A 20,354-nucleotide genomic window follows, 5' to 3' on the forward strand; every position below is an offset into this window, starting at 1 on the left:
CAGGTGAACCCCCATCACCGCTCCGTGTCGGCGGTGTCCGCATGTTGGAATGAACTATCCGCTTCGTGAGAACTCAGCCATCATGTAACCTGCACGAAATTTCGCGGAGGGCCAACGTCGTCCCTCGGCATCTGCATATGCCAATACGACGACGGGAGAGCCGATGCGTTCCGACGCCTGGTCGCCCATGGACGGTCGCCCCGCTCCGCAGGGGATGTACGACCCCCGTAACGAACACGACGCCTGTGGTGTCGGGTTCGTGGCCACCCTCACCGGTGTAGCCAGCCACGCGCTGGTCGAGCAGGCGCTGACCGTACTGCGCAACCTCGAGCACCGCGGCGCCACCGGCTCCGAGCCCGACTCCGGCGACGGCGCCGGCATCCTGCTCCAGGTCCCGGACGCCTTCCTCCGCGAGGTCGCCGGATTCGAGCTCCCCGAGGCCGGCGCGTACGCCGTCGGCATCGCGTTCCTCCCCGAGGACGACACCGAGGGAACCGCCGCGAAGATCGGGACGATCGCCGCCGAAGAGGGCCTGGACGTCCTCGGCTGGCGCGAGGTCCCCGTCGCCCCCGAGCTGCTCGGCGCCTCCGCCCGCTCGACCATGCCGGTCTTCCGCCAGCTCTTCGTGGCCGCCGCCGACCGCTCCACCACGGGCATCGCGCTCGACCGCAAGGCCTTCGTCCTGCGCAAGCGCGCCGAGCGCGAGGCCGCGACGTACTTCCCGTCGCTCTCCGCCCGCACCATCGTCTACAAGGGCATGCTGACCACCGGCCAGCTGGAGCCCTTCTTCCCGGATCTGTCGGACCGCCGCTGCGCCACCGCCGTGGCCCTGGTCCACTCCCGGTTCTCCACCAACACCTTCCCGAGCTGGCCGCTGGCCCACCCGTACCGCTTCGTCGCCCACAACGGTGAGATCAACACCGTCAAGGGCAACCGGAACTGGATGACCGCCCGCGAGGCGCAGCTCGGCTCCGAGGTCTTCGGCGAGGGCCCGCTGGACCGGATCTTCCCGATCTGCACCCCGGACGCCTCCGACTCGGCCTCCTTCGACGAGGTCCTGGAGCTGCTCCACCTCGGCGGCCGTTCGCTGCCGCACGCGGTCCTGATGATGGTCCCGGAGGCGTGGGAGAACCACGAGACCATGGACCCGGCCCGCCGCGCCTTCTACCAGTACCACTCCACGATGATGGAGCCCTGGGACGGCCCGGCCTGCGTCACCTTCACCGACGGCGTCCAGGTCGGCGCGGTCCTCGACCGCAACGGTCTGCGCCCCGGCCGCTACTGGGTTACCGACGAGGGCCTCGTCGTCCTCTCCTCCGAGGTCGGCGTCCTCGACATCGACCCCGCCAAGGTCGTCCGCAAGGGCCGCCTCCAGCCCGGCAGGATGTTCCTCGTCGACACCGCCGAGCACCGCATCGTCGAGGACGACGAGATCAAGGCCGGCCTCGCCTCCGAGAACCCGTACGCGGAGTGGCTGGAGACCGGCGAGATCGAGCTCTCCGACCTCCCCGAGCGCGAGCACATCGTGCACACCCACGCCTCGGTCACCCGCCGCCAGCAGACCTTCGGCTACACCGAGGAAGAGCTGCGTGTCATCCTCGCCCCGATGGCCACCACCGCCGGCGAGCCCCTCGGCTCCATGGGCACGGACTCGCCGATCGCGGCCCTGTCCGCCCGCCCGCGGCTCCTCTTCGACTACTTCACGCAGCTGTTCGCGCAGGTCACGAACCCGCCGCTGGACGCCATCCGCGAAGAGCTGGTGACGAGCCTCCGCTCCTCGCTGGGCCCCCAGGGCAACCTGCTGGAGCCGACCTCCGGGTCGTGCCGCAGCGTCACCCTGCCCTTCCCGGTGATCGACAACGACGAGCTCGCCAAGCTCATCCACATCAACGCCGACGGCGACATGCCCGGCATGAAGGCCGCGACCCTCTCCGGCCTCTACCGGGTCTCCGGCGGCGGCGAGGCCCTCGCCGCCCGCATCGACGCGATCTGCGCCGAGGCCGACACCGCCATCGACGGCGGCGCCCGCCTCATCGTGCTCTCCGACCGGCACTCCGACGCCGAGCACGCGCCGATCCCCTCGCTGCTGCTCACCGCGGCCGTCCACCACCACCTCATCCGCACCAAGCAGCGCACCAAGGTGGGTCTGCTGGTCGAGGCCGGTGACGTCCGCGAGGTCCACCACGTCGCCCTGCTCATCGGCTACGGCGCCGCCGCGGTCAACCCGTACCTCGCCATGGAGTCCGTCGAGGACCTGGTCCGCGCCGGCACCTTCATCGAGGGCCTGGAGCCCGAGCAGGCCATCCGGAACCTGATCTACGCCCTCGGCAAGGGCGTCCTCAAGGTCATGTCCAAGATGGGCATCTCCACCGTCGCCTCCTACCGCGGCGCCCAGGTCTTCGAGGCCGTCGGCCTCGACGAGACCTTCGTCGCCACGTACTTCAACGGCACGGCCACCAAGATCGGCGGCGCCGGTATCGACGTCGTCGCCAAGGAGGTCGCCGCCCGGCACACCAAGGCGTACCCCGTCTCCGGCGTCCCCTCGGCGCACCGCGCCCTGGACATCGGCGGCGAGTACCAGTGGCGCCGCGAGGGCGAGCCGCACCTGTTCGACCCGGAGACCGTCTTCCGCCTGCAGCACGCCACGCGCACCAAGCGGTACGACATCTTCAAGAAGTACACGGACCGGGTGAACGAGCAGTCCGAGCGCCTCATGACGCTCCGCGGCCTCTTCGGCTTCACCTCCGACCGCCCGTCGATCCCCCTCGACGAGGTCGAGCCGGTCTCCGAGATCGTCAGGCGCTTCTCCACCGGCGCCATGTCGTACGGCTCCATCTCCCGCGAGGCGCACGAGACCCTCGCCGTCGCCATGAACCAGCTGGGCGCCAAGTCCAACACCGGTGAGGGCGGCGAGGACCCGGACCGTCTCTACGACCCGGCCCGCCGCTCCGCGATCAAGCAGGTCGCCTCCGGCCGCTTCGGTGTCACCAGCGAGTACCTGGTCAACGCCGACGACATCCAGATCAAGATGGCGCAGGGAGCCAAGCCCGGCGAGGGCGGCCAGCTGCCCGGCCACAAGGTCTACCCGTGGGTCGCCAAGACGCGTCACTCGACGCCCGGCGTCGGCCTCATCTCGCCGCCGCCGCACCACGACATCTACTCCATCGAGGATCTCGCCCAGCTGATCCACGACCTCAAGAACGCCAACCCGGTCGCCCGCATCCACGTGAAGCTGGTCTCCGAGGTCGGCGTCGGCACGGTCGCCGCCGGTGTCTCCAAGGCCCACGCGGACGTCGTCCTGATCTCCGGCCACGACGGCGGTACGGGCGCCAGCCCGCTCACCTCCCTCAAGCACGCGGGCGGCCCCTGGGAGCTCGGCCTCGCCGAGACCCAGCAGACCCTGCTGCTCAACGGCCTGCGCGACCGGATCGTCGTCCAGACCGACGGCCAGCTGAAGACCGGCCGCGACGTGATCATCGCCGCGCTGCTCGGCGCCGAGGAGTTCGGTTTCGCGACCGCGCCGCTCGTCGTCTCCGGCTGCGTCATGATGCGCGTCTGTCACCTGGACACCTGCCCGGTCGGCATCGCCACCCAGAACCCGGTCCTGCGCGACCGCTTCTCCGGCAAGCCCGAGTTCGTCGTCAACTTCTTCGAGTTCATCGCCGAGGAGGTCCGCGAGCTCCTCGCCGAGCTGGGCTTCCGCACCCTCGAAGAGGCCGTCGGCCACGCCGAGCTGCTGGACACCAGCCGCGCGGTCACCCACTGGAAGGCGCAGGGTCTCGACCTGGAGCCGCTCTTCTACGTGCCGGAGCTGCCCGAGGGCGCGGTCCGCCACGCCCTGATCGAGCAGGACCACGGTCTGGAGAAGGCCCTCGACAACGAGCTGATCGAGCTCGCCGCCGAGGCCCTGAACGCCGCCTCCGCCGAGGAGGCCCAGCCGGTCCGCGCCCAGGTCGCCATCCGCAACATCAACCGCACGGTCGGCACCATGCTCGGCCACCGGGTGACGAAGAAGTTCGGCGGCGCCGGCCTCCCGGCCGACACCATCGACATCACCTTCACCGGTTCCGCCGGCCAGTCCTTCGGCGCCTTCCTGCCGGCCGGTGTCACCCTCCGCCTGGAGGGCGACGCCAACGACTACGTCGGCAAGGGCCTCTCCGGCGGCCGGGTCGTCGTCCGCCCCGACCGGGGCGCCGACCACCTCGCCGAGTACTCGACCATCGCGGGCAACACCATCGGATACGGCGCGACCGGCGGCGAACTGTTCCTCCGCGGCCGCACCGGCGAGCGCTTCTGCGTCCGCAACTCCGGCGCCCTGGTCGTCTCGGAGGGCGTGGGCGACCACGGCTGCGAGTACATGACCGGCGGCACGGCGGTCGTCCTCGGCGAGACCGGACGCAACTTCGCGGCCGGCATGTCGGGCGGTGTCGCCTACGTCGTCGACCTCGACCGGGACAACGTCAACTCCGGCAACCTGGGCGCGATCGAGGCCCTGTCGGACGCCGACAAGGAGTGGCTGCACGACGTCGTGCGCCGCCACCACGAGGAGACCGGCTCCACCGTCGCCGAGAAGCTGCTCGCCGACTGGACCGCGAACGCCGACCGGTTCAGCAAGATCATCCCCACCACGTACAAGGCAGTGCTCGCCGCCAAGGACGCCGCTGAGCTCGCCGGTCTCTCCGAGTCCGAGACCACCGAGAAGATGATGGAGGCTGCGTCCCATGGCTGACCCCAAGGGCTTCCTGACCACCGGGCGCGAAGTCGCCCAGACCCGTCCGGTGGGCGAGCGCGTCAGGGACTGGAACGAGGTCTACGTCCCCGGCTCCCTGCTGCCGATCATCAGCAAGCAGGCCGGCCGCTGCATGGACTGCGGCATCCCGTTCTGCCACAACGGCTGTCCCCTCGGGAACCTCATCCCCGAGTGGAACGACTACGCCTACCGCGAGGACTGGTCGGCGGCGCAGGAGCGCCTGCACGCCACCAACAACTTCCCGGAGTTCACCGGCCGCCTGTGCCCGGCTCCCTGCGAGTCGGCGTGCGTGCTCGGCATCAACCAGCCGGCCGTCACCATCAAGAACGTCGAAGTCTCCATCATCGACAAGGCCTGGGACGGAGGCGACGTCAAGCCGCAGGTGCCCGAGCGCCTGTCCGGCAAGACCGCCGCCGTCATCGGCTCGGGCCCGGCGGGTCTCGCCGCCGCCCAGCAGCTGACCCGGGCCGGCCACACCGTGGTCGTGTACGAGCGCGCCGACCGCATCGGCGGCCTGCTGCGCTACGGCATCCCCGAGTTCAAGATGGAGAAGCGGCACATCAACCGCCGCATCGAGCAGATGCGCGCGGAGGGCACCAAGTTCCGCACCGGCATCGAGATCGGCCGCGACATGACGGCGACGGACCTGCGCAAGCGGTTCGACGCGGTCGTCATCGCCGCCGGCGCCACCACCGCCCGCGACCTGCCCGTCCCGGGCCGGGAGCTGAACGGCATCCACCAGGCGATGGAGTACCTGCCGCTGGCCAACAAGGTCGTCGAGGGCGACTTCGTGGCCCCGCCGATCACCGCCGAGGGCAAGCACGTCGTCGTCATCGGCGGCGGCGACACCGGCGCCGACTGCGTCGGTACGGCCCACCGCCAGGGCGCGGCCTCGGTCACGCAGCTGGAGATCATGCCCAGGCCGGGCGAGGACCGGAACGCCGGCCAGCCCTGGCCGACCTTCCCCATGCTCTACAAGGTCACCTCCGCGCACGAGGAGGGCGGCGAGCGGGTGTACTCCGTCTCCACCACCCACTTCGAGGGCGACGAGGACGGCAACGTCCAGTTCCTCCACCTCGTCGAGGTCGAGTTCGTCGAGGGCAAGCTGACCCAGAAGCCGGGCACGGAGCGGAAGATCCCCGCCCAGCTGGTCACGCTCGCGATGGGCTTCACCGGCACGGACGTGGAGAACGGCCTGGTCGCGCAGTTCGGCCTGGACCTGGACGAGCGCGGCAACATCGCCCGTGACGCGGACTTCGCCACCAACGTCGACGGCGTGTACGTCGCCGGTGACGCCGGCCGCGGCCAGTCCCTCATCGTCTGGGCCATCGCCGAGGGCCGCTCCGCCGCCCGCGGCGTGGACCGCTTCCTGACCGGAGCCAGCTCCCTGCCGGCCCCGATCCGTCCGACGGACCGTTCACTGATGGTCTGATCCGGCCGGATCACCCCCGGAGACGTCCCGTACAACGACGTGCGGAACTGAGCGCAGCACCCCCCGAAGGTCCCCGACCGGACGACTGGGGGGTGCTGCGGCGCGTTCGCCGGGGCCTCGGCCCAGACCGGCCAGCCACCCGGCGGCCCCGTCCAGGGCCCCGTCCGCCTCCGGGAGGACGCCCGCCCCGCCCAGGAAGCCGTGGAACATGCCCGTGTGCAGGTGGACCTCGGTCCGGACGCCCGCCGCGGAGAGGCGCCGGGCGTAGGCGAGGCCCTCGTCGCGCAGCGGGTCGCAGTCCGCGAGGACGAGCAGGGCCGGCGGGAGGCCGGTGACGTCGGTGGCCAGACCGGGGGAGGCCGCGGCCGGGTCGCCGTCCGGGCCCAGGTACTGCTCCCAGTACCAGCGCATATGGGCCGTGGTGTGGAAGTGCCCCTCGGCGTACGTCTCCGCCGACGGGCCGGCCAGCCGGTGGTCCAGGGCCGGATAGAGGAGCAGTTGTCCGGCGAGCGGCGGGCCGCCCCGGTCGCGGGCGCGGAGCGCCGCCGCGGCGGCCAGACTGCCGCCGCTGGAGTCGCCCGCCAGGACCAGGGAACGCCCCGGATACGCCTCCGCCGCCCAGGCCAGGGCCGCACACACATCGTCCTCGGCCGCCGGGAAGCGGTGCTCGGGAGCGCGCCGGTAGTCGACCGAGACGAGGGTCGCGCCGGTACGGGAGGCGAGCGCGCGGCACGTGCGGTCGTGGGTGTCCAGGTCGCACAGCACCCAGCCGCCGCCGTGCGCGAAGACGATCACCAGGTCGCCCGTCCCCTCGTACACCCGGACCGGCACGCCGTTCGCCGCGACGGAAGCGGTGGGCGGGATCTCGCCGAGGTGGGCCCTGGCCGCCGCCCGCAGCGCCTCCGCGCCCGCCTCCGGCCGGGGGAAGACCGCCGACATCGCGTCGCAGAGCGCCCGGGCCGCCGGGGTGAGGGAGTCGCCCGTCATGCCGTCAGCCCCCCGTCCACCGTGAACTCGGCGCCCGTCACGTACGAGGCCGCGTCCGAGAGCAGGAAGACGACCAGCTCCCCGGCCTCCTCCGGGCGGCCCATCCGGCCCAGCGGCACAGGGGACCAGTCCCGGTCCGCGACCGCCGCCGTCATCGGGGTGTCGACCGCGCCCGGGTGGACCGAGTTGACGCGGACGCCGTACGGGGCGAGATCGCGCGCCGCCGAGCGGCTCAGTCCCCGGAGCCCGAACTTGCCCGCCGCGTAGGCGGCGTGGCCGGGGACACCCTTGAGGCCGGCCGTGGACGACACGTTCACGATCGCGCCGCCGCCCGTCTCCCGGAGTGCGGGAAGCACCGCCTGGATGCCGAGGAAGGGACCCAGCAGATTGACCCTGAGCAGGAGTTCGAAGTTCTCGTACGTCTCCGACTCCACCGGCGCGGTGCGCCAGAGCGCCGCGTTGTTGACCAGCCCGTCGATCCTCCCGTACGAGGCGAGGGCCGTCCCGGTCGCGGTCCGCCAGTCCTCCGCACGCGTCACGTCGTGGCGGACGAAGACCGCCGCGTCCCCGAGGTCCGCGGCGACCGCCCGGCCCTCCTCCTCCCGTACGTCGGTGAGGACGACGCGCGCCCCCGCCGCCACCAGCAGCCGGGCCTCCGCCGCGCCCTGTCCGCGCGCCGCGCCGGTCACCAGGACGACCTTGCCGCGGAGGCCGTTCACGCCGTCGCCCCCGAGTCGCGGAAGTGCGGGATGACCTTCGTGCCCCACTGGCGGATGGTCTCCAGACAGACCTCCTGCGGGACGGTCCCCATCTGGATCAGGCACATCACCTCGTCGACGCCGATCTCCCGGAGCCGTTCGACGTAGGCGACGGCCGTGGCCGCGTCCCCGTAGGCGTGGTCGGTGTGGTAGGTGCCGGTGTCCACGGGCCGGGCCGGGATGTCCGCCTCGTGGAGCCGGGCGATCAGCTCCTCCCGCTCGCGGGTCAGGGCGCCGGCGTGGTCCTCGTCCTCCGCGTAACCGGTGGGGGCGGGGGCGCCGCCGTACCAGTGCGCGATCGACTCGGCGAAGAAGCGCTGGCCCCGGGTGCCGAGCCGGACGGCGCGGGCGGCGTCGTCCAGGACGATCGTCGGGCAGAGGGCGGAGAAGTGGTCGTTGACCTCGGTGGACACGAACCGGGAACCGTCCCGGCCGGCCACGGCCTCGTCGTACACCGCGCGCATCGCCCGGACGTCCTCGGCGCCCGCGAACCCCATCACCAGGGCCCCGATGCCGAGTTCGGCGGCCTGCCGCAGCGACTCGTGCTGCGAGCAGGCCATGAAGAGCGGGGGGTGGGGGTGCTGGACCGGGCGGGGCAGCACCGCACCGGGGCCGATGTCGAGGGTGCCGTGCCACTCGAACTCCGGCTCGCGCCAGGCGGCGGCGAAGATCCGCAGGGCCTCCTCCGTCTGCGGCCGGGTGTCCTCGGGGCGGACCCCGAACATCCGCGTCTCCTGGCGGGTCGCGCCCCGCCCGGCGCCGACGTCGACCCGGCCGCCGGAGAGGACGTCGAGCATCGCGGCGCGCTCGGCGACCCGGACGGGGTGCTGGTAGCCGAAGGGCATGGTGACGACGCCGTGGCCGACGCGGAGGGTGCGGGTGCGGGCGGCGACCCAGGTCAGGAAGATCTCGGACGCGCTCATGTGGGCGTACTGGGTGAGGGAGTGGTGCTCGACCGCCCAGATCCGGTCGAAGCCCATCTCCTCGGCGAGGACGGCCTGTTCGACGCAGTCGTGGAGGACACGGTGTTCGTTGGCGGGGGTCGGGTCGACGAGCTGTGCTTCGAAGATCATGGAGAACTTCACGGGACGCTCCTCCCGGAGACATGGCGACTATGCCTAATCGAAATACTTCTAGCAGGCATAGATGGGGGAGGGAAGGGCCGCGTAGACTGCCGACCGTGGCGGACGAAGAGACCGTGCCGGCGCTTCCGGCGACGAGCTGGGCCGTGCTCGGACTGCTCTCCTTCGGGCGCGAGTTGTCCGGCTACGACCTCAAGAAATGGTCGGACCGCTCCCTCGGCCTCTTCTACTGGAGCCCGTCCTTCAGTCAGATCTACAGCGAACTCAAACGCCTGGAGTCCGCCGGATACGCCGGCTCCCGGCTGGTCGCCCCCCAGGCCGGCTCCCGCGACAAGCGCGTCTACCGGATCACCGACGAGGGACTCGCCGCCGTCCGCGCCTGGGCCGCCGACGCCCCCCTCGACCCCCCGGTCCTCAAGCACGGGCCGATGCTGCGGCTCTGGCTCGGCCACCTCCTCGAACCCGGGCGGACCCGGGAGATCCTGACCGCGCACCGCGAGCACGCCGAGGGCATGCGGCGGCGCGCCGAGGCGGACGTGGCCGACTCGGGGGCCGACGAGGCCTGGGCGTACCCCCGGCTCACCCTCACCTGGGCCGAGCGGTACTACGCCGCCGAACGCGACCTGGCCGACGCCATGCTCGCGGACATCGAGGAACTGGAGAGGGAACGCCCGTGCCCCTGAGCCTGCGGAAGGTCGAGGAGACCGCGCCCGCCCTGGTGAACCTCTACAAGGAGGCCGGAGCCTCGCTGCGGCGGAACGGGATCGAGGGGCAGCGGGTCGCCGTCCACCTCGTCGTCGACTACTCCGGCTCGATGAAGCCGTACTACCGGAGCGGCGCCGTCCAGGCCCTGGCGGACCGGGTCCTCGGTCTCTCCGCCCACCTCGACGACGACGGACGGGTCCCCGTCGTCTTCTTCTCCACCGACGTCGACGCCGAGACCGAGATCCGGCTCGACGACCACGCCGGGCGGATCGACCGGATCGTCGCCGGGCTCGGCCACATGGGGAAGACCAGCTACCACCTGGCCATGGACGCCGTCATCGACCAGTACCTGGACAGCGGCTCGACCGAACCCGCGCTCGTCGTCTTCCAGACGGACGGCGGGCCGATCAACAAGCTCGCGGCCGAGCGGTACGTGTGCAAGGCGGCCCGGCTGCCGATCTTCTGGCAGTTCATCGGCTTCGGCGACCCGGACAGCCGCCAGTTCGACTTCCTGCGACGCCTCGACGACCTGGACGTGCCGGGGAAGCGGCCCGTCGACAACGCCGGCTTCTTCCACGCCGGGCAGGACCCGGGCCGGATGCGGGACGCCGAACTGTACGACCGGCTGGTCGCAGAGTTCCCCGCGTGGCTCGCGGCGGCCCGGCGGCAGGGCATCGTCCGGTCCTGAACTCCCCGGCGCGGCAAGGGAGGACGAACCCCGCGCGGGGTGGAAAACGGGTGGCCCCGGGCGCGGCCCCGGGACATCATGCGGCCATGAGTTCTCTCGTACGACATGTGACCATCGACTGCGCCGACGCCTACGCGCTCGCCACCTTCTGGGCCGGGGCCCTGGAGGTCGAGCTCTCCGAGGACGACCAGCCCGGTGACCCGGAGGCCCTGGTGGAGTCGCCCGGCGCGAACCTCCTCTTCATCCGGGTCCCCGAGCCGAAGGCGGCCAAGAACCGCGTCCACCTCGACCTCCAGCCGCAGGACCGCAGCCGTGACGAGGAGGTCGAGCGGCTGCTCGGCCTCGGCGCCACCCTGTTCGAGGACCACCGCAACCCGGACGGCACCGGCTGGGCGACCCTCACGGACCCCGAGGGCAACGAGTTCTGCGTGGAGCGCAGCCAGGCGGAGCGGGACGCGACCGCCGCGGTCTGACGCGGCCCGGCCGGTGGCGTCCGGAGTAATCCGGACAGTGGGTGTCGGGTATCCGGTGTTTCCTGGAGACATGGGAAGCATGGGAGACACCGATGACCCGACACCCGGCTGGCCGGCCTTCGAGGCCGCCGAACCCGAACTCGCCGCGACCGTCCGCGCGCGCTTCGGGCAGTACACCCACCACGCCCTCGCCACCGTGCGCAGGGACGGCTCGCCCCGGCTCAGCGGCATCGAGGCGGACTTCCGCTTCGGTGAGCTGTGGCTCGGCATGATGCCGAACTCGCGCAAGGCCCTCGACCTGCGCCGGGACCCCCGCTTCGCCCTGCTCGCCAATCCCGGCCCGGGCACCGACATGGGCGGCGGGGACGTCCGCGTCTCCGGCCGGGCGGTGGAGGTCACCGACCCGGAGACCGTGGACCGGTACGCGGCCGAGGCGGGCGCGCCCCGCCCGTTCCACCTCTTCCGGGTGGAGCCGGCCGAGGTCGTACGCACCTGGGTGGACGACGACGAGATCGTCCTCCACACCTGGACCGCCGCCGGCCCGACCCGCGTCCTCCGTCGCGGCAACGACGACAGCCCGCCGCGCGAGGACGCGTAGCCGTCCCGGGACGCGTACCCCTGCCGCGCTTCGGGCGCGCGCCTCAGGCGTACGCGTCGAGCACGGCCGCCCGGCACTCCGCCGGGTTCCCCCACGCGTCCCTCAGCGGCCGGGCCCTGCGCAGCCAGAGCGAGAGGTCCAGTTCCTCCGTGTAGCCGACGGCGCCGTGGATCTGGAGGGCCGTGCGTGCCGCCGTGTAACCGGCCTCGCCGGTGGCGACCTTCGCGGCGGCGAGGGCGCCTTCGGCCTCCCGCACGTCCGCGTCGTCCCCGGCCGCGAGCGCCACCGCCGCCCCGAACAGCAGCGGGCGGGCGAACTCCAGGGCCAGCAGGGTGTCGGCCAGCCGGTGCTTGACCGCCTGGAAGGCGCCGATCGGGGTGCCGAACTGGGTGCGCTGCCGGGCGTACGCCACCGTCCGGTCGAGCAGCGCCAGGCCCACCCCCAGCGACTGCGACGCCGTCGCCAGCATCGCCCAGCGCCGGGCGTGCGCCGCCGCGACGGCCACCGCCGGTCCCTCGGCGAGGAGTTCCCCGCCGGGCGCCGGGCGGGCCAGCCGCCGCGCGGGGTCGGCGGAGACCCTGACCGGCCCGTGGCCGGGCGCCTGCCACAGCTCCTCGCCCCGTACGACGAGCACGGCATCGGCCCGGTCGGCGTCCAGGGCGTACGGCACGACGTTCCGTCCCGTCTCCGTCCCGGGTCCGGTCATCGCCAGCGTCGCCGTCCGCTCGCCGCTCGCCAGGCCCGGCAGCAGCCGCTTCGCCGGGCCCGGCTCGCCGAGCGCGGCCAGTTCGCCGAGGAGGACCGCCGACGCGACCGTCTCGGCCAGCGGGCCCGGCACCGCGTGGCGGCCCGACTCGACCAGGGCGTGGGCGAGTTCGACGGGCAGCGGGCCCACTCCCTCGTACGCCTCCGGTACGGCGAGGGCGAACACCCCCGCCTCCGCCAGCCGCCCCCACAGCGCCCGCCCGGGAGCCGGGTCGCCGCCCGCCCAGGCCCGTACGGTCGCGGGGGTGTCGGCGGCCGTGAGCATCGCGTCCAGGGAGCGGGCGAAGGCCCGCTGCTCGTCGGTCGGCAGGAAGGCCATCAGCGGCGCCCCTTCGGGAGGCCGAGCAGCCGCTCGGCGATGATGTCGCGCTGGATCTCGTTGGTGCCCGCGTAGAGGGGCCCCGCGAGGGAGAAGACGTACCCCTCGGCCCACGCCGTGTCCGTCAGCTCGCCGTCCGCTCCCAGGAGGTCGAGCGCGGTCTCGTGCAGGGCGAGGTCGTACTCCGACCAGAAGACCTTGTTGAGGCTCGACTCGGCTCCCGCGGAGGCCCCCGGGCCGCCCGCCGCCAGCCGGGCCGCCGCCCCCGCCGTGAACAGGTGGTACGCCCGCGCCCCGATCACCGCGTCCGCGACCCGGTCCCGCACCGCCGTGTCCGCCGGGTCGCCCTCCGCCCGCCACAGCCCCACGAGCCGGTCGGCGGCGGCGAGGAAGCGGCCGGGGGAGCGGAGCATCAGCCCCCGCTCGTTCCCGGTGGTGGACATCGCGATGCGCCAGCCCTGGCCGGGCTCGCCGATCACGTCCTCGTCGGGGACGAAGACCTCGTCGAGGAACAGCTCGGCGAAGGCCGGCTTCCCGTCGAGCCGGCCGATCGGCCGGACGGTCACCCCCGGCGCCCGCAGGTCGAACATCAGATACGTGAGGCCCCGGTGGGGCCGGTCCGCCGTCGGGTCGCTGCGGAAGATGCCGAAGGCCCGGTCCGCGAAGGCGGCCCGGGACGACCAGGTCTTCTGCCCCGAAAGCAGCCAGCCGCCGTCGGTGCGGACCGCGCGGGAGGTCAGCGACGCCAGGTCGGAGCCGGCCTCGGGTTCCGACCAGGCCTGCGCCCAGATCGTCCCGCCGGTCGCCATCGACGGCAGGATCCGGGCCCGCTGCTCCTCGGTGCCGTGGTCGAAGAGGGTGGGGGCGAGGAGCTGGACGCCGTTCTGCGAGACCCGGCCGGGCGCCCCCGCCGCCCAGTACTCCTCCTCGAAGACCAGCCACCGGGCGAGGTCGACGCCCCGCCCCCCGTACTCCTCGGGCCAGGAGACCACCGACCAGCGGGCGGCGGCCAGTTCGGCCTCCCAGGCGCGGTGGGCGGCGAAGCCCTCGGCCGTTTCGAGGGAGGGCGGCGGCGTCGCGGGGACGTGCTCCCGCAGCCACTCCCTGGCCTCCGCCCGGAAGGCCTCCTCGGCCCGTGTGTACGAGAGATCCATCGGTCACCCCGCCCTCACCCGTTCCCTAACAAGTGTTTGGTAGGTTAACGTACGGCCATGAGCAGCGTCGAGGAGTTCCGGGCGGAGATACGGGGCTGGCTGAAGACCCACCTCAGCGGCTCCTTCGCCGCCCTCAAGGGCCGGGGCGGACCCGGCCGCGAACACGAGGCCTTCGCCGAACGGCTCGCCTGGGAAAGGCACTTGGCCGACCACGGCTGGACCTGCGTCGGCTGGCCGAAGGAGTACGGCGGACGCGGTGCGAGCATCGAGGAACAGATCGCCTTCCACGAGGAGTACGCCCTCGCCGACGCCCCCGCCCGCGTCAACCACATCGGCGAACAGCTCCTCGGCCCCACCCTCATCGACCACGGCACCGAGGAGCAGAAGGCCCGCTTCCTGCCCCCGATCCGCGCCGTCCGGGAACTCTGGTGCCAGGGCTACAGCGAACCCGGCGCCGGATCCGACCTCGCCGCCGTCCGCACCCGCGCGAGCCTGGAGGGCGGGAGGTGGGTGGTGAACGGCCAGAAGATCTGGACCTCCCTCGCCCACGAGTCCCAGTGGTGCTTCGTGCTGGCCCGGACCGAGCCGGGCTCGCGGCGCCACGCCGGACTCTCCTACCTCCTCGTCCCCCTCGACCAGCCCGGCGTCGACATCCGTCCCATCGTCCAGCTCACCGGCACCAGCGAGTTCAACGAGGTCTTCTTCGACGGCGCCACCGCCGACGCCGCGCACGTCGTCGGCGCCCCCGGCGACGGCTGGCGCGTCGCCATGGCCACCCTCGGCTACGAGCGCGGCGTCTCCACCCTCGGCCAGCAGGTCGGCTTCCGCCGCGAGCTCGACGCCCTCGTCGCCCTCGCCCGGCGCAACGGCGCCGCCGCCGACCCCGACATCCGCGACCGGCTCGTCCGCGCCTGGGCCGAACTGGAGGCCCTGCGCGCCGGCGCCCTGCGCGGCACCGACCCCTCCGCCGCCAAGCTGTACTGGTCCCACTGGCACCGCGGCCTCGGCGAACTCGCCCTGGAGGTGTGCGGGCCCGCCGCCACCCTCGCCGCCGGAGCCCCGTACGAACTCGACGACTGGCAGCGGCTGTTCCTCTTCTCCCGCGCCGACACCGTCTACGCCGGATCCAGCGAGATCCAGCGCAACATCATCGCCGAGCGGGTGCTCGGCCTCCCGAAGGAGCCGCGACCGTGACCGGGAAGCAGCCACCACCCCCCTACGTGCCGGGCCACGGCCTGCTGGCCGGCCGGACCGCCGTCGTCACCGCCGCCGCCGGAGCCGGCATCGGCGGCGCCACCGCCCGCCGCTTCCTGGAGGAAGGCGCCCGCGTCGTCGTCAGCGACGCCCACACCCGGCGCCTCAAGGAGACCGAGGCCGCGCTCGCCGCCGAGTTCGGCGCCGACGCCGTCGCCTCCCAGCCCTGCGACGTCACCGACGAGCACCAGGTCCAGGCGCTCTACGACACCGCCGAACGCCTCCACGGACGCCTGGACGTCATCGTCAACAACGCCGGCCTCGGCGGCACCGCCGAGCTCGCCGACATGACCGACGACCAGTGGAACCGCGTCCTCGACGTCACCCTCGGCGGCACCTTCCGCTCCACCCGCGCCGCCCTCCGCCGCTTCCGCGACTCCGGCACCGGCGGAGTGATCGTCAACAACGCCTCCGTCGTCGGCTGGCGCGCCCAGACCGGACAGGCCCACTACGCCGCCGCCAAGGCCGGAGTCATGGCCCTCACCCGCTGCGCCGCCGTCGAGGCCGCCGCGTACGGCGTCCGCGTCAACGCCGTCGCCCCCTCCCTCGCCATGCACCCCCACCTCGCCAAGGTCACCACCACCGAACTCCTCGACGAACTCACCGCCCGCGAGGCCTTCGGCCGCCACGCCGAACCCTGGGAGATCGCCAACGTCATCGTCTTCCTCGCCGGCGACTACTCCTCCTACATGACCGGCGAGACCGTCTCCGTCAGCAGCCAGCGCGCGTAGCACCACAATGGACGCGTGCCGACGACCAAGAAGAAGAACCAGGTGAACGCCGCCGCGCCCGAGCGGCGCCGCGAACTGCTCGACACGGCGGCCGAGGTCTTCGCCGCCCAGGGGTACAACGCCACCACCGTCCGCAAGATCGCGGACGCCGCCGGCATGCTCGCCGGCAGCCTCTACTACCACTTCGACTCCAAGGAGTCGATGCTCGACGAGATCCTCTCCACCTTCCTGCACGAACTGTGGGAGGGGTACGACGCCGTCCTCGCCGCCGGGCTCGGCCCCCGCGAGACCATCGAGGCCCTCGTCACCGAGTCCTTCCGCGAGATCGACCGGCACCGCGCCGCCGTCGCGATCTACCAGAAGGAGTCCCGGCACCTCACCGACCTGCCCCGCTTCCACTACCTCACCGACTCGCAGCTCAAGTTCGAGAAGGCCTGGCTCGGCACCCTGGAGCGCGGCGTCGCCGCCGGGGTCTTCCGCGCCGACCTCGACGTCCGCCTCACCTACCGCTTCGTCCGCGACACCGTCTGGGTCGCCGCGTCCTGGTACCGGCCCGGCGGACTGCACAGCCCCGAGGAGATCGCCCGCCAGTACCTCTCGATGGTCCTGGACGGGATCGCCGTACGTACCTAGCCATCTGGAGGAGTCGTCATGGCCGAGGCCTACATCGTCGAAGCGGTCCGCACCCCGGTGGGCCGCCGCAAGGGAGGACTGGCCTCCGTCCACCCGGCGGACCTCGGCGCGCACGTCCTCAAGGCCCTCGTCGCGCGCTCGGGCATCGACCCCGCCGCCGTCGAGGACGTCGTCTTCGGCTGCCTCGACACCGTGGGCCCGCAGGCCGGCGACATCGCCCGTACGGCCTGGCTGGCCGCCGGACTCCCCGAGGAGGTCCCCGGCGTCACCGTCGACCGCCAGTGCGGCTCCTCCCAGCAGGCCGTGCACTTCGCGGCCCAGGGCGTCCTCTCCGGCACCCAGGACCTGGTCGTCGCCGGCGGCACCCAGAACATGTCGATGATCCCGATCGCCTTCGCCTCCCGGCAGGCCGCCGAACCCCTCGGCTTCACCGAAGGCCCCTACGCGGGCTCCGAGGGCTGGCGCGCCCGGTACGGCGACGCGCCCGTCAACCAGTTCCACGGCGCCGAACTCATCGCGAAGAAATGGGGCATCACCCGCCGCGACCAGGAGGAATTCGCCCTCCGCTCGCACGAGCGGGCACTGCGCGCCATCGACGAGGGCCGCTTCGCACGGGAGACCGTGGCCTACGGCGAGGTCACCGCGGACGAGGGCCCGCGCCGGGACACCACCCTGGAGAAGATGGCCGGCCTGAAGACGGTCGTCGAGGGCGGCACGATCACCGCCGCCTGCTCCTCCCAGGTCTCCGACGGCGCCGCGGCGATGCTGCTCGCGAGCGAGCGGGCCGTACGGGAACACGGGCTGACCCCCAGGGCCCGCATCCACCACCTCTCCGTACGCGGCGAGGACCCGATCCGGATGCTCTCCGCCCCCATCCCGGCCACCGCGTACGCCCTGAAGAAGATCGGTCTGACCATCGACGACATGGACCTCGTCGAGATCAACGAGGCCTTCGCCCCCGTCGTCCTCGCCTGGCTCAAGGAGACCGGCGCGGACCCGGCCCGGGTCAACGTCAACGGCGGCGCCATCGCCCTCGGCCACCCGCTCGGCGCGACCGGGGTCAAACTGATGACGACCCTCCTCCACGAGCTGGAGCGCACCGGCGGCCGCTACGGCCTCCAGACGATGTGCGAGGGCGGCGGACAGGCGAACGTGACGATCATCGAGCGGCTGTGACGGCCGCCGCGGGCACCTCCGACGGCCCCCGGGAGCTGTGAGGTCGCCCACGTCGCACGTCGCTGGTCAGGCCGGATCCGTCCTGGCATCGGTCGGGCGGGGCGGGAAGGTCCCGAGGCGCACTATTGTTCCTTGGATACAGCGAGAAAACAGCCGGGGCCCGTATCGCGTGTTCCGGGTAGAGCAGCCGGGGCCCGCACCGTGCAGGTGCGGGCCCCCGCTGTGCCGCGAGCACCGGCCAGAAAGGCACGCATGACCCGCTCCGAGCGCCCCCACAAGCGCAGCCCCCGCACCTCCCCGGCGAAGTCCACGTCACAGCCGAAGGCCTCCCGCGGTGGCCGACGTCCCACCGCGCCCCCGCCCCCGAGCGAGTTCACGCCGCCGGAGACGGTGACCCCCGGGCTTCCCGCGGTGGAGTCCTTCGCCGACCTCGACATGCCCGAGGGCCTGCTGCGGATCCTGGGCGAGCAGGGCGTCACGGAGCCGTTCCCGATCCAGGCCGCGACCCTGCCGAACTCCCTCGCCGGCCGTGACGTGCTCGGCCGGGGGCGTACCGGCTCCGGCAAGACCCTCGCCTTCGGGCTCGCGATCCTGGCCCGCTCGGCCGGCCGCCGCGCCGAGCCCGGCGCGCCGCTCGCCCTGGTCCTGGTGCCCACCCGCGAGCTCGCCCAGCAGGTGACGGACGCGCTCACCCCGTACGCCGCCGCGCTGCGCCTCCGCATCACCACCGTCGTCGGCGGCATGTCGATCAGCCGGCAGTCCTCCGCGCTGCGGCGCGGCGCCGAGATCCTCATCGCCACCCCGGGCCGGCTCCACGACCTCATCGACCGGGGCGACTGCCGCCTCGACCAGGTCGCCGTCACCGTCCTCGACGAGGCCGACCAGATGGCCGACATGGGCTTCCTGCCGCAGGTCACCAAGCTGCTGAAGCAGGTCGAGCCGGGCGGGCAGCGGCTGCTGTTCTCGGCCACCCTCGACCGGAACGTCGACCGGCTGGTCAAGATGTTCCTCGACGACCCGGTCGTCCACTCCGTCGACCCGTCGGCCGGCGCGGTCACGACGATGGAGCACCACGTCCTGTACGTGATGGACGAGACCGACAAGAAGGCCGTCACGCTGAAGATCGCGGCCCGCGACGGCCGCACGATCCTCTTCCTGGACACCAAGCGGTCCGTGGACCGGCTGGTCAAGCGGCTCCTCGCCAACGGCGTACGGGCCTCCGGACTGCACGGTGGCCGCTCGCAGCCGCAGCGCAACCGGACCCTGGACCAGTTCAAGAGCGGCCAGGTCACCACGCTCGTCGCCACGAACGTGGCCGCCCGAGGCATCCACGTCGACGACCTCGACATGGTCGTCAACGTCGACCCGCCGATGGACCACAAGGACTACCTGCACCGCGGTGGCCGCACCGCCCGCGCCGGTGAGTCCGGCAGCGTCTTCACCCTGGTGCTGCCCGAGCAGAAGCGCGACATGGGCCGTCTGATGTCGCACGCGGGCATCAGCCCCCGCACGGCGCAGATCAAGTCCAGCGACGAGCAGCTCGCCGAGCTGACCGGCGCGCGGGAGCCCTCGGGCGTCCCGGTCGTCGTCGAGACGCCGCAGCCGACCCAGCCCCGCAAGGCGGCGGGCGGCGGCACCGGCTCGGGCAGCGGCAACCGCCGTCGCCGCCGTCCGGCTCCGGCCGGCGGCTCCACCGGCACGGGCTCCGGCTCCGGCCGCTCCGGCGCCTCGGGCACGGGCACGGGCGGCCGCTCCGCCGGTGCCGGTGCGGGCCGTACCGCCGGTTCCGCCGGGGGCACGGGCCGTGGCTCCGGCTCCGGCCGTGGCTCCGGCACGGGCGGCGGACGCGGTGCCGCCGCGGGTGCCGGTGCCGGTGCGGGTCGCGCCGGGCGTCAGGCCCCGGGCACCAGCCGTTCGCGCAGCGCCAGCAGCTCGCGGAACTCCAGGCCGAGGCCGACCGACACGTAACGGAACACGCTCCCGTAGGAGCTGCGCAGCTGCTCCAGGGCGGTGTCGAGGTACTCCGCCCGCACCTCCTGGAGCGGCACGATCAGCTCCGGGTTCTGCATCAGCCCGCCCTGCTTCAGCCCCTCCCGCAGCCGCGCGTCGTACGCGGCGCGGAAGGTGTTGGAGGCCAGGTAGTCCGCGCGGGCGAGGCTGTCGGGCACTCCGAGCAGGGTGAGCAGCAGCCAGCCGGTCCAGCCGGTGCGGTCCTTGCCGGAGGTGCAGTGCAGGAGCAGCGGCCCCCGGCGGGGATCGGCGAGGTCCCGCAGGGTCGCCGCGAAGGCGGCCCGGTTCGCGGGATCGGTGACGAAGGTGCGGTACACCTCGCACATGAAGGCGGCGGCCCGTCCGCCGCCCAGCATCTCCTCCTGGCGTATCGGGTCCCGGGAGCCGATCGCGGCCAGCAGCTGCCCGAACAGGCCCTTGTCGGTGACCGGCCGGGAGACCGGGGCCGGTCCCGGGGGCAGCCGGTCGGCGCCGTCGTAACCGACCTCCGCGGGGATCCGCAGATCGACCACGGTCCCGAGACCGAGCCCGGCGAGGGTGCCCAAATCGGCGTCGGTGAGCTTCGCCAGGTGGTCGCCCCGGTAGGCGAGCCCGTACCGGACACGGCTCCCGTCGTACGTGGGGTATCCGCCCAGGTCACGGACGTTGACGGCGCCCTGGAGCGGGATCTGCCGGATGGCGGGCACCGACCGGGGGCGGAGCGTGGGCGCGGGCCGGGGACGGGCGAGCGCCTCCGTCGGCAGGGCGGCGATCAGGGCGGCGGCCCCGGTGGCGGTGAGCAGAGCGCGTCGAGACAGGTGCACGGCCGGACTCCTTTGCGGCTCAGGGTGTCGGGAGCG

17 protein-coding genes are annotated in these 20,354 nt (G+C 72.9%); 11 read left to right on the plus strand and 6 right to left on the minus strand.

Annotation, left to right across the window (positions count from 1 at the left end; all coding sequences use genetic code 11):
• The first annotated feature begins 163 nt into the window (after window positions 1–163).
• The gene (gene gltB / locus ASD33_RS17615; RefSeq protein WP_056560754.1) at window positions 164–4,729 is read left to right on the plus strand and encodes a glutamate synthase large subunit; all 4,566 of its coding nucleotides are present in this window, start codon (window positions 164–166) and stop codon (window positions 4,727–4,729) included.
• Window positions 4,722–6,182: a glutamate synthase subunit beta gene (locus ASD33_RS17620; protein ID WP_056560758.1), complete on the plus strand. Its 1,461-nt coding sequence runs from the start codon at window positions 4,722–4,724 to the stop codon at window positions 6,180–6,182. Before gltB ends, ASD33_RS17620 begins: the two co-directional genes overlap by 8 nt.
• Here the strand turns inward: ASD33_RS17620 and ASD33_RS17625 are convergent.
• The 3 genes from ASD33_RS17625 to ASD33_RS17635 are packed head-to-tail and all read right to left on the minus strand — an operon-like array spanning window position 6,168 to window position 9,012.
• Window positions 6,168–7,169: an alpha/beta hydrolase gene (locus ASD33_RS17625; RefSeq protein ID WP_079044825.1), complete on the minus strand. Its 1,002-nt coding sequence runs from the start codon at window positions 7,167–7,169 to the stop codon at window positions 6,168–6,170. The genes ASD33_RS17620 and ASD33_RS17625 overlap by 15 nt on opposite strands.
• Window positions 7,166–7,888 (minus strand): glucose 1-dehydrogenase, encoded by a 723-nt coding sequence (locus tag ASD33_RS17630; protein ID WP_056560761.1) that lies wholly within the window; start codon window positions 7,886–7,888, stop codon window positions 7,166–7,168. Before ASD33_RS17630 ends, ASD33_RS17625 begins: the two co-directional genes overlap by 4 nt.
• Window positions 7,885–9,012: an LLM class flavin-dependent oxidoreductase gene (locus ASD33_RS17635; protein ID WP_056560765.1), complete on the minus strand. Its 1,128-nt coding sequence runs from the start codon at window positions 9,010–9,012 to the stop codon at window positions 7,885–7,887. The genes ASD33_RS17630 and ASD33_RS17635 overlap by 4 nt, the downstream gene beginning before the upstream one ends.
• A gap of 95 nt (window positions 9,013–9,107) precedes the next feature.
• On the opposite strand from ASD33_RS17635, the gene ASD33_RS17640 reads away from it, so the two are divergent.
• From ASD33_RS17640 to ASD33_RS17655, 4 genes are all read left to right on the plus strand, one after another.
• Window positions 9,108–9,692: a helix-turn-helix transcriptional regulator gene (locus ASD33_RS17640; RefSeq protein WP_056560768.1), complete on the plus strand. Its 585-nt coding sequence runs from the start codon at window positions 9,108–9,110 to the stop codon at window positions 9,690–9,692.
• The gene (locus ASD33_RS17645; protein WP_056560772.1) at window positions 9,683–10,402 is read left to right on the plus strand and encodes a VWA domain-containing protein; all 720 of its coding nucleotides are present in this window, start codon (window positions 9,683–9,685) and stop codon (window positions 10,400–10,402) included. Before ASD33_RS17640 ends, ASD33_RS17645 begins: the two co-directional genes overlap by 10 nt.
• Before the next feature lie 86 nt (window positions 10,403–10,488).
• Window positions 10,489–10,875, plus strand: a complete 387-nt coding sequence (locus ASD33_RS17650; RefSeq protein ID WP_056560776.1) for a VOC family protein — start codon at window positions 10,489–10,491, stop codon at window positions 10,873–10,875.
• Between the two features lie 79 nt (window positions 10,876–10,954).
• Window positions 10,955–11,473 (plus strand): pyridoxamine 5'-phosphate oxidase family protein, encoded by a 519-nt coding sequence (locus tag ASD33_RS17655; RefSeq protein WP_056560779.1) that lies wholly within the window; start codon window positions 10,955–10,957, stop codon window positions 11,471–11,473.
• A 43-nt stretch (window positions 11,474–11,516) separates the two neighbouring features.
• Here ASD33_RS17655 and ASD33_RS17660 read toward each other — a convergent pair whose 3' ends face one another.
• Together ASD33_RS17660 and ASD33_RS17665 are read right to left on the minus strand one after the other, a co-directional pair.
• Window positions 11,517–12,557: an acyl-CoA dehydrogenase family protein gene (locus tag ASD33_RS17660; protein WP_056560782.1), complete on the minus strand. Its 1,041-nt coding sequence runs from the start codon at window positions 12,555–12,557 to the stop codon at window positions 11,517–11,519.
• Window positions 12,557–13,711, minus strand: coding sequence for an acyl-CoA dehydrogenase family protein (locus tag ASD33_RS17665; protein ID WP_056560785.1), 1,155 nt, complete (start codon window positions 13,709–13,711; stop codon window positions 12,557–12,559). Before ASD33_RS17665 ends, ASD33_RS17660 begins: the two co-directional genes overlap by 1 nt.
• 57 nt (window positions 13,712–13,768) lie before the next feature.
• On the opposite strand from ASD33_RS17665, the gene ASD33_RS17670 reads away from it, so the two are divergent.
• The 5 genes from ASD33_RS17670 to ASD33_RS17690 all read left to right on the plus strand — a co-directional run bounded on the left by ASD33_RS17670 (window position 13,769) and on the right by ASD33_RS17690 (window position 19,473).
• Window positions 13,769–14,905 (plus strand): acyl-CoA dehydrogenase family protein, encoded by a 1,137-nt coding sequence (locus ASD33_RS17670; protein WP_056560788.1) that lies wholly within the window; start codon window positions 13,769–13,771, stop codon window positions 14,903–14,905.
• Window positions 14,902–15,696, plus strand: coding sequence for an SDR family oxidoreductase (locus tag ASD33_RS17675; protein WP_056560791.1), 795 nt, complete (start codon window positions 14,902–14,904; stop codon window positions 15,694–15,696). Before ASD33_RS17670 ends, ASD33_RS17675 begins: the two co-directional genes overlap by 4 nt.
• A 15-nt stretch (window positions 15,697–15,711) precedes the next feature.
• Window positions 15,712–16,329 carry a TetR/AcrR family transcriptional regulator gene (locus ASD33_RS17680; RefSeq protein ID WP_056560794.1) on the plus strand — a complete coding sequence of 206 codons (618 nt, stop codon included), beginning with the start codon at window positions 15,712–15,714 and terminating at the stop codon, window positions 16,327–16,329.
• Window positions 16,330–16,347: 18 nt separating this feature from the next.
• A complete protein-coding gene (locus tag ASD33_RS17685; protein ID WP_056560797.1) occupies window positions 16,348–17,505 on the plus strand; it encodes an acetyl-CoA C-acetyltransferase in 1,158 nt (385 codons plus the stop codon).
• Between the two features lie 252 nt (window positions 17,506–17,757).
• Window positions 17,758–19,473 (plus strand): DEAD/DEAH box helicase, encoded by a 1,716-nt coding sequence (locus ASD33_RS17690; protein WP_056560800.1) that lies wholly within the window; start codon window positions 17,758–17,760, stop codon window positions 19,471–19,473.
• On the opposite strand, the gene ASD33_RS17695 is transcribed toward ASD33_RS17690, so the two are convergent.
• Window positions 19,398–20,318, minus strand: a complete 921-nt coding sequence (locus tag ASD33_RS17695; protein WP_056560803.1) for a tyrosine-protein phosphatase — start codon at window positions 20,316–20,318, stop codon at window positions 19,398–19,400. The genes ASD33_RS17690 and ASD33_RS17695 overlap by 76 nt on opposite strands.
• Window positions 20,319–20,354: the final 36 nt, after the last annotated feature.

The sequence above is a fragment of the Streptomyces sp. Root1304 genome (genome assembly GCF_001426405.1).
In the GTDB taxonomy this organism is placed as follows: Bacteria; Actinomycetota; Actinomycetes; order Streptomycetales; family Streptomycetaceae; genus Streptomyces.

Bases quoted from the DNA above. Each gene is read 5' to 3' on its own strand.
- gltB (WP_056560754.1), top strand. From the start codon at position 164: ATGCGTTCCGACGCCTGGTCGCCCATGGACGGTCGCCCCGCTCCGCAG.
- ASD33_RS17620 (WP_056560758.1), top strand. From the start codon at position 4,722: ATGGCTGACCCCAAGGGCTTCCTGACCACCGGGCGCGAAGTCGCCCAG.
- ASD33_RS17625 (WP_079044825.1), bottom strand. From the start codon at position 7,169: ATGACGGGCGACTCCCTCACCCCGGCGGCCCGGGCGCTCTGCGACGCG.
- ASD33_RS17650 (WP_056560776.1), top strand. From the start codon at position 10,489: ATGAGTTCTCTCGTACGACATGTGACCATCGACTGCGCCGACGCCTAC.
- ASD33_RS17655 (WP_056560779.1), top strand. From the start codon at position 10,955: ATGGGAGACACCGATGACCCGACACCCGGCTGGCCGGCCTTCGAGGCC.
- ASD33_RS17660 (WP_056560782.1), bottom strand. From the start codon at position 12,557: ATGGCCTTCCTGCCGACCGACGAGCAGCGGGCCTTCGCCCGCTCCCTG.
- ASD33_RS17665 (WP_056560785.1), bottom strand. From the start codon at position 13,711: ATGGATCTCTCGTACACACGGGCCGAGGAGGCCTTCCGGGCGGAGGCC.
- ASD33_RS17670 (WP_056560788.1), top strand. From the start codon at position 13,769: ATGAGCAGCGTCGAGGAGTTCCGGGCGGAGATACGGGGCTGGCTGAAG.
- ASD33_RS17685 (WP_056560797.1), top strand. From the start codon at position 16,348: ATGGCCGAGGCCTACATCGTCGAAGCGGTCCGCACCCCGGTGGGCCGC.
- ASD33_RS17690 (WP_056560800.1), top strand. From the start codon at position 17,758: ATGACCCGCTCCGAGCGCCCCCACAAGCGCAGCCCCCGCACCTCCCCG.